This window comes from Chroococcidiopsis sp. (assembly GCF_051657925.1).
Taxonomy (GTDB): domain Bacteria; phylum Cyanobacteriota; class Cyanobacteriia; order Cyanobacteriales; family Chroococcidiopsidaceae; genus Chroococcidiopsis.
On sequence record NZ_JBOFLP010000372.1, the window covers coordinates 1 to 8,213 of the forward strand.

Below are 8,213 nucleotides of genomic sequence, written 5' to 3' on the forward strand. Positions count from 1 at the left end.
AAGTTGCGATCGACAAAGGGAGTATTCGACTATCGTTCCCTAAACGTCATACACCCCTCTGGGAGCTGATGGACGGTAAGTCGCTCAAGGGTAAACCCAAATACCTCTATCTAGGCAAGGCAGGCTTCTCAGGCAGCAACCCTGATGATGTCCGCCGTGCAGAATTGATAGCGGTACAGATGGAGTCCGATCTCGATCATCCTGAGTGGGATAAGCTATTTGATCGCACCCTTGAGAAATACGGCTTAGCGGGTTTATTAGGCGGGAAATACGCTAAGTTAGCTGACATACTTCAGTTACCAGGCGTACCACAAGCCGAACCCGAAATTACTGTAGGGACAATGTGGGAAGCCTATCTAGAGTGGAAGAAAACCACTATTGAAGAGACAACGTTTAAACAGTGGTTTAGGCTATTTTCAAACACTGTATCTGGGAGAGTGTACGATCAGAAAACCCGTAAATTTTCTCAGGCAACAATGTGTTTATCCGACACAAGACTGGATGACAAGAAGAAGATTACAGTCTGCTTGTCTGAAATAGCTATTTCTGCAAAATCGTACTTCTTGCGTGAGCTTAATCAAGCTTTTGACTTTTGCAAAACAAAAGGTATGCTGGTTAATCCAACAACAGACAACCCTTTTGTTTTGGATAAATTTAGTGTCCCTGTCGTTACCACGCAACAAAAATATGCCAGTAAAATAGTAAACGGGGAGGAGAAAGAATGGCATGAAGTACAGGACGAAAAAGAACTCGAAAATGACAGACGCGCCTTTACAAAACAAGAGAGAGATATCATTATCAGTGCTTTTTATCAATCTCAATTGGTAGCTCGATCGCATCTTTATGCACCGTTGATTGAGTTTTACTTTCTGACAGGATGTCGAACTTCTGAGGCGCTACCATTGACATGGAGGGATGTTGACTTTGAAAGGAATATAATCCGCTTTAGTAAGTCACTGGGTATTACAACACAAAAAGTGAAAAATACAAAAACAGGGGAAGCTAGACTGTTTTACTTTAGCGAAAATTCCCGCCTAAAGCAATTGTTACGGGAAATTAAAAATCAAGGATCAAATCACTTGATATTCCCCGGTAACAAAGGTAAGTTTGTCTCTGTTGCTAGTATTGCCGCTGTTTGGTCGGGCTATAAAATATCTACAGTTTTGACTGATGGAGTAGAAAAAACTTACTGCTATCCGGGCGTGATAACCAAATTGATCGAAGAAGGCTTGATAAGTGGCTATCTCAGCCCCTATCACACACGTCACACGTACATTACTCTTACGGCACACGCTAACGCTCATAACAACAACGCACTGCTTCACATAGCTACCGCTTGCGGGAACAGTATTGATGTGATACTGAGGCATTATCTAGGTGTGAGCGAATCGGTTGAACTAACAGAGGTTTAACCCTCTCTCTTCGTCACGTACCTCCCTTTAAATAGGGGGGTATTTTTTTGCTCAGAATTGGCGATCGGCAAACACAACAAAAAACCCTCGCCACCACTACCAGGCAAAGGGTCAAAAGAGAAACCAAAGTTTAAACCACTACACTGAAAATCACTGACGTTTTAGGCGATAACGCTTTCGGGGGTAGGCGGTTCGTTCGTCATACTGTCCAGCAGAGCCTGCATCTCAGCCTCAGAAGCTGCTTCGTCCGCGCTCTCTGCGATGTCGCCTGCCTCTAAGGCTGCAAGCCGTGCGTTAATGGTCGTAATGTTGGAGAGAATCATTGTCAGAAGGGGGACAAGCAGACGCTTAAGCATAATAAGTATGTTCAGTCGAGGTGTATAAATCTATACTACACTATTTTGTCTAAACACGGCAAAAATCACGGCTATTACAGTGGCTTAAAAAATCAATGTATAAATCAAGACGTTGCAGGCTCGAAAGCTTGTCGATCGACTCCTACCTTGGTCTCTCTTTGTTCTTTTCCACTCACAGCCAGCTACGGTAGCTGGCTACCTACCAAAAAGGTAAGGTAAGGATAACTAAGTCTTGCTCTTTCGGCTTAACAGTTTTTTAACAATTTCCCTTAGCTCTGGTTTCATGTCGGTTGTTCCGATATTGATACCCATTGCATCTTTTGTTAAGAAAATGTCGAGTGATTTAAGTTTTAACAATCCGTCTTTTTTTCTGAAAAACTCTTCCCTAATAGCACCTTTAGTAGCGGATGCTTCACTAGCTTGTTTTCCCGCACCACCTTTTGGGCTAACCGCCCCTCCTGTGCCTTTACCGCCGGGGGTGGTAGCACCTGTTGACGTTGCTGGTTTTCCTGTCGATCGTCTAGCCATTTAGTCCTTCCTTAATGGTAGTTTCGTCAGATTTAAGCTGCCATTTAACAATAGGTACCTTACTCGGATTAAGCATTTTACCTAGCACCGCTTCTACCTCTTCATCTGTTTTAATGTTACTCGTGTTTATCTTTTTAGGATCGAATTTTCCAAAACCCTTGTGTTTTTCATAAATAGTAAAACAGACAGGTAAATCCTCTTTGATTAGATCTGGCTCAAAGCCAAGTCCGTCCGCCACAAACTCTACCTTTCTTGTATTCTCCGCGATCGCACTCATTATTTGCACCAGTTGCATCATTGCAGCAATCTCAAACCTTTGTGAGCTGTTTCCGTCACTCATTGCTTCAGCCATCATCTCGTACATACTACTTGCCCAAGCTGTAGCATTGGTGCTTTGCCATTCGCTGCCGAGGGGTTTGCTTTTTGGATTGATAATCAAACCATTGGCAAGCATTCTAAATAATGCCTGAGTAATTTGGTAATAATCCTCACAATCTTCTGTGCCTTTCCCACCAGGTGCTAAAAAAGCTTTGGCTATTTTCATTTTGTGCTTTTTGAGCTTTGCGATGCCAAGATATTTATATATTTCTTCTATTTTGTCGCAACAGTTCATAGGCTTATATTGTTGTGGTAGGTTGGGCAAATTAGTAGGCGTAACGATTTGCGGTTTTGGGCAGTTAGATCTGATTTCTCTGTATTCCTCCGATATCATGTGCCACTTGCCAGTTAACCTTGATTTGGCGTATCTTTTGTTGTGAGCATTGGTAAAGAAATAAGCCCCCCTCCCGTTTGGCGAATATGTTGCGTGACCAGAGTAAATTCCAATAAAATCTACATAAGGGTCAGAGATATCACAAGCGCCTCTCGGATTACTGCACAAAGTATAAGGTGGATAGTAAAGCGCACCACCGTTTTGAACTCGTATTTTAAATCGATCCGGTGGCTCAGGTCTTTCTGTTACATTAAGTTCGGCAAAAAATTCACCATTAGCAGTCATATAACCAAATATAGTGACTATTGAATACTCCCAGACAAGACAATTATTGGCAAAATTTATTGGTGGCAAAGAACTAACACTTTTGTTGATTTCTGGAGGTGCACCCGGAAATTCGACAGGTTTTGAAACTTCACTTTCTTTTTTTTTTCCATCAGGTTGAAGTGTAATCCCGGCTTCGATTCCTGGCAGTTCAAACCCAATGCGTACTGATGTCCGCCCTTCTTTATCACTCGCTATCTCTACCTTAGCGCCAAATACTTGAATGCCTAGTTTGCTGCTTTCATTCCCCTTTCCTTCAGCGTTTACACCAAAACCAAGCGCGTTTACACCAAAACTTACGTTGCTTATCTCAATGCCCGTAGGTGTCCGCGTTGCTTCGATACTCCCGCTTACCTCTAGCCCTTTCTTTATTCCTAATTCAATTTCTACCTGTGCGGATTGCGCGACAGGATTAACAGTGATACTCGCTTTTTGCGCTGCAATGTTACCTAAATCAATCTGTGCATCGGCAACACCACTAATACCACCATAAGAGCCTAGTTCTCGCGTCCCTTTGACCCCCCAGGTAGAGACTTCGCTGGTCGATCGACTGGGTTGGCTCTGAGTGCTTGGTTGACGCCTTGAGGAATTGTCTTTGTCAAGATTAATAGCTCTGCGCATCATACTATCCTATATACCAAACTAATAGTTTTAATGGTTTAGAATAAATTCCCGCTGAGTTGTTGGCAACGTTCGTAACGTTTATATTAATAGCATCTGATGCTATTACAGTAGCGTACTGTGACTGAGTACCGCAAATGGGTACAGTTGCATTTGCTGCATAAAAAATAACGCCAGAAATTGAAATGATATTTCCGGGCGTTAATCCATGTGGTAAAGTAACTGTTTCCCCAGAATTCGCCGCAGTAACTCCGGATAGAACTTTGTATTTTACTGCAATAGATTCACCGCAAGCAATTATTTTCCAAGCTTCCCACTGACCGCTTATTTTCTCTCTAAATTTACAAAGACTTGATGTATCGCAAAATGCTAATTGAAAACCAAAGTTAACTGATGTGCTTCTTATATTGGTAATAAAATGCCATCCTCTAAGCCCTTCGCCTAAATCGGCATCAGCCCCTTGTATTCCTGAAATAAAATTATTAGGATTAAAAGATGAATTGTATGCAAGCGCATTGTATTTTGAGGTTAGTGAATTAGTTATTGTTGCGGCAAAGTTTTGATCATCGCTAATGGCATTCGCAAGTTCGTCTAAAGTGTTTAACGCAGCAGGCGCTGCACCAATGAGGTTAAAAATCGCGGTATCTATATCTGCTGGTTTTGCAAATGTACTCTGAAGTATAGGCTGCGCTGTCCCAGTAGTCGCATTTCTTCCTAACAAAGTATTTGCGGGTAGATTTACAAGCTTGCCTTCTAATGCTAATTCAAGCGACGAAATCCTTGCGCTTAATTGTTCAAAATCATCGTTTTTTTTTGAAATATCTACAGTAACAGCAAACTCAATCTCGATAAAATCATTTTGTTTAAGCAATCCATTGCCATAGTCAATCAATTGAATTCCAATCGCATCGTTATATTCAAGGAGTCTTACTTGAGCTTTGGCTAGGTAAGGAATAAGTAAATCGAAGTAGCTTTTGCGTCCGGCGTTAGTGAGAATTACCTCCGCTTTTTCTCTCCACGTACCTGTATTGCTTTTCCGACTAAGAATTCTTAAGCCTATTTTCTGACTTGCTAATTCAGCGGCAGTAAACAATGACAATCGCTCTGCATCCGATTCGTCGCCTTCGTAATCGGGAAATCTCATTAACTGAAAACTTTTGAGGGATACATTGCAGAAAGCAGCTTCTAGGTATACCGCGGCTTTTTCTCCTGTTAACAATGGTTCGTCGCGAAAATGAACTATCTCGATAACCGTATTAGCGGTAGCTGAAGTTAGCGTAACAGGGAAAGTGCGAGTTGATACTGTCATTGATTTTATCTATTTTGATTGGTAGCCAGCTACGGTAGCTGGCTGTGAGTAGAAAAGGTGATTAGAGTCATTAGGTCATCACAACAAAATCGTTGAACCCGTCAAGTCCCCCTTCTTTGAGTCCTTCTAAGAAATTACCCAGAGCCGGACTGTCTTCTGTAATTTTCTCAATCTTTTCGTCGATCGTTCCATTAATCGTAAATGATTGTCCTTCCTGCAATCCCCAGTTAGCGATTTTTTCGTCAATCGCCTTGATTCCCGTTCTGACATTTTCTCTTGTCCACTTTCTTAGATTCATGTAACCAATCTTGAACGCTAAGTTCTTTGCGTATCGTATGAAAGTGTTTGCAAGACTAGAAAGCTCTTCAATTATTTCATTGGCAATATTGTTGCCACTTTGTTCAGCTTCGATCGCAATTGCTGCCGCACCTGTAACATTAATCGTAAGGCGAGGGTTTGACTTACCCCCTCCCAAAAACATCCCCACAAGCAATCTGCCAACACTTTCCCCGAACGTATTCATAAAGCTGTTGTGAACAGAGGTTAGTTCTGCAAGGATAGAAGCGTCCGATTGCAACCAGTCAACGTTAAGCACTGTGTTTGTTGTCCCTACAATTGCTTGCTGAAGAGTTGGGAGCATCGACCCAAGCGCGACACCACCTAACTTAATAGATCCGAGTGCTGCCCACATTTTAGCTGCACCTCCCACCGCTAACGCAGATAAACCCGTAGCGCTACCTATGAACCAGCCAGCCACAGCTACGGCTGCCCCCCCCGCAAGGAAACCTAGCGGATCGCTTTTAAGCCATTGCCCAAACAACCCCCAGTCACCACGTGCGATCGCACTCAGTAATTCTTTCCCCCCTTCAAATACTTTTTTTGCAAAATCAGTAACGGCTTGAACGCCGCGTTTGATCGCACTCCAAACTTCGCCAGCAGTATCTGTTAACCATTTGCCGGGTGTTACGCCTTCTGTTGTGAAGGCTAACGCGCTATCTTCGATTTGCACTCCCCAAATTTTATTGTTGCTCATAATTGCGATCGCCTTAATCTGTAGTCGTCAAGTTGTTGTTTTAATGCTGTAGCCTCGGATTCAAGTCGATGAAGCAATGCTTCAGCAGTATTGATTTCGGCTTGCTTTGCCATCCACTTCTCGTAAATCTCTCGATACATTTGCGCGTCTGTGATTTTCATATTATGTTAGCAACCATTCTGTCGCTTGTTCAGTTACAGATCCATTTGTTCCTAATACAGAACCAAAAGGTAGAATGACGTTTCCCGTGTACTCATTTGAATTGTAGTTATACGTCATCGTTACATTCTTTAGTGTATTAGGATTTTTTGCAGAAGTGTTTTGCCATAAAATAATGTATGCAACAACGTCAATGAAATATTGACTTAGCGTCCCGCTTTTAATTGTTCCCGGCGGGCTGCCTGGCGAAAACGCAAGTGTTGGCAAATAAGGCTCTGCGGTTTCCGTAAAAACACCAGTTTCAGGCGCAAATGTAACTTTACCGGGAATCTTAAAATCAGCTTCAAGAATGTAATCGTCTGTTTTGATTACGCTAAACTTTTGTGGCTCAAGTCCCCTTTCTGCGTTATTAATCAAATGCAACAACTGAAATAACTGCCCCTCTATTGTTGTTGCATTTATTGTTGCTCCTGTTCCGACTGTTATTGTTGCCATCTGATTTTATCTATTTTGATTGGTAGCCAGCTACGGTAGCTGGCTGTGAACGGAAAAGAAGAACAGAACCCAAAAACATCCTTTTAAGAGCGGGGAAGCCTCAAACCACTGTTTGCCGATCGCCATTCGTCAAAATCGTCAGCCCTGCGGACAAGATTTTTTATGTCAATTCGCATTTCTGCGCGCTCTAAAGCTGCTGCACGCTCTACCCTGATAAGTTGAATGACCAAATTATACAAAGGTGCTATTGCAGCCAAAATGAAAATAACTTCCGTAATAACCTGTTTCCACCAAACCATTAATTAATCACCCCCGTGTATTCCCACGCAAAAAGTCTAACGCCACTACCGTAAACAAAACAACTGGCAACTAATGAATATTCACATTTAACACTATAAGTAAAAACCTGTAGTTTGTTTAAATACAGTTTTTTACTTCCATCCAGGCGAGCATCGGGCAACCCTCCAACTACCAGCCCGGTAAAAACCTCTCTCTGAACGTAAGCGCCCAAAGACCAGTCATTTAATCGCACTGTCGGCGATGAAATCAACAACGCAATAACGGGTGACTTCAACAACAATGGACACTGAAGCCTGTTTTTTGTTGTTGGAGTTTCTTCCCATACTTGTTGCCACATCGAAGTGTTAAAGACGATATTCATTCTTTACGTTTATCCCACAAAACCTTGTGGATAAAAAATAACTCTCGCTGCGGGCAATAATTGCAAAATGGCATTTCGGATAGTGACTTTAGCTTCTGCCTCAGTCACGGATCCGGTCTTCATTCCAAAAGGACAGGAAACACTTTTGCTTTCTTTTTGTGTGTAAATGTTGCCAGTAAAACGACTCGTTCGCGTCCTTGGCGTCGCCGTACCTGGAATAATTACTTTCACGCGTGCAAATTGAATTTTTTTCGCAACTTTAATTACTGTATTTGCACCCGTTGGTGCTGTTGTCGAGGCAAAACCATCTGTTGCTGCTACAATTGCAGCAACTACGGCACCAACTAAACTTGCTTCATTTTCCTCTCCCGGCGTAAGTTCACCTGATGAGGCATTGCTTGTCAAAACCTTGGTTTCATACCAAAAATTGGTTCCAGCCCCAAAAGGCTTGATATACGCAACTTGTCGATTTACATTAGTTCTCCCACCCAATTTTGCTGCTGCATATGCAGCTTTTTTAGCTACTCTATCCGAAGAACGCCATGCCTCAAGCTTTATTTTGGCAGCACGTAATTCTTCAGCTCTTTCAATGTCTGTAAATCT

General features: G+C 42.4%; 10 protein-coding genes. 1 reads left to right on the forward strand and 9 read right to left on the reverse strand.

Going from position 1 to position 8,213, the window contains the following annotated elements; all coding sequences use genetic code 11:
• Nucleotides 1-1,412: tyrosine-type recombinase/integrase (locus tag ACRC32_RS29775; protein ID WP_438557367.1), on the forward strand; the 1,412-nt coding region annotated here is incomplete at its 5' end.
• Nucleotides 1,413-1,993: 581 nt separating this feature from the next.
• Here the strand turns inward: ACRC32_RS29775 and ACRC32_RS29780 are convergent.
• The 9 genes from ACRC32_RS29780 to ACRC32_RS29820 form a co-directional block, all read right to left on the reverse strand.
• A complete protein-coding gene (locus tag ACRC32_RS29780) occupies nt 1,994-2,296 on the reverse strand; it encodes a hypothetical protein (RefSeq protein WP_438557368.1) in 303 nt (100 codons plus the stop codon).
• Nucleotides 2,289-3,956 (reverse strand): hypothetical protein, encoded by a 1,668-nt coding sequence (locus ACRC32_RS29785; protein WP_438557369.1) that lies wholly within the window; start codon nt 3,954-3,956, stop codon nt 2,289-2,291. The genes ACRC32_RS29780 and ACRC32_RS29785 overlap by 8 nt, the downstream gene beginning before the upstream one ends.
• 1 nt (nt 3,957) lies before the next feature.
• Nucleotides 3,958-5,262, reverse strand: coding sequence for a hypothetical protein (locus ACRC32_RS29790; protein WP_438557370.1), 1,305 nt, complete (start codon nt 5,260-5,262; stop codon nt 3,958-3,960).
• A 70-nt stretch (nt 5,263-5,332) separates the two neighbouring features.
• Nucleotides 5,333-6,295 carry a hypothetical protein gene (locus ACRC32_RS29795; RefSeq protein WP_438557371.1) on the reverse strand — a complete coding sequence of 321 codons (963 nt, stop codon included), beginning with the start codon at nt 6,293-6,295 and terminating at the stop codon, nt 5,333-5,335.
• Nucleotides 6,292-6,456, reverse strand: coding sequence for a hypothetical protein (locus ACRC32_RS29800; protein ID WP_438557372.1), 165 nt, complete (start codon nt 6,454-6,456; stop codon nt 6,292-6,294). Before ACRC32_RS29800 ends, ACRC32_RS29795 begins: the two co-directional genes overlap by 4 nt.
• Nucleotide 6,457: 1 nt before the next feature.
• Entirely contained in the window at nt 6,458-6,949 is a 492-nt protein-coding gene (locus tag ACRC32_RS29805) for a hypothetical protein (RefSeq protein ID WP_438557373.1), read from the reverse strand.
• Between the two features lie 83 nt (nt 6,950-7,032).
• Nucleotides 7,033-7,248: a hypothetical protein gene (locus tag ACRC32_RS29810; protein WP_438557374.1), complete on the reverse strand. Its 216-nt coding sequence runs from the start codon at nt 7,246-7,248 to the stop codon at nt 7,033-7,035.
• Nucleotides 7,248-7,610 carry a hypothetical protein gene (locus ACRC32_RS29815; RefSeq protein WP_438557375.1) on the reverse strand — a complete coding sequence of 121 codons (363 nt, stop codon included), beginning with the start codon at nt 7,608-7,610 and terminating at the stop codon, nt 7,248-7,250. The genes ACRC32_RS29810 and ACRC32_RS29815 overlap by 1 nt, the downstream gene beginning before the upstream one ends.
• 9 nt (nt 7,611-7,619) lie before the next feature.
• On the reverse strand, nt 7,620-8,213 hold a 594-nt coding region (locus tag ACRC32_RS29820), incomplete at its 5' end, for a hypothetical protein (protein WP_438557376.1).

Coding starts and splice junctions, on each gene's coding strand:
- ACRC32_RS29780 (WP_438557368.1), bottom strand. CDS start 2,296: ATGGCTAGACGATCGACAGGAAAACCAGCAACGTCAACAGGTGCTACC.
- ACRC32_RS29785 (WP_438557369.1), bottom strand. CDS start 3,956: ATGATGCGCAGAGCTATTAATCTTGACAAAGACAATTCCTCAAGGCGT.
- ACRC32_RS29790 (WP_438557370.1), bottom strand. CDS start 5,262: ATGACAGTATCAACTCGCACTTTCCCTGTTACGCTAACTTCAGCTACC.
- ACRC32_RS29795 (WP_438557371.1), bottom strand. CDS start 6,295: ATGAGCAACAATAAAATTTGGGGAGTGCAAATCGAAGATAGCGCGTTA.
- ACRC32_RS29800 (WP_438557372.1), bottom strand. CDS start 6,456: ATGAAAATCACAGACGCGCAAATGTATCGAGAGATTTACGAGAAGTGG.
- ACRC32_RS29805 (WP_438557373.1), bottom strand. CDS start 6,949: ATGGCAACAATAACAGTCGGAACAGGAGCAACAATAAATGCAACAACA.
- ACRC32_RS29810 (WP_438557374.1), bottom strand. CDS start 7,248: ATGGTTTGGTGGAAACAGGTTATTACGGAAGTTATTTTCATTTTGGCT.
- ACRC32_RS29815 (WP_438557375.1), bottom strand. CDS start 7,610: ATGAATATCGTCTTTAACACTTCGATGTGGCAACAAGTATGGGAAGAA.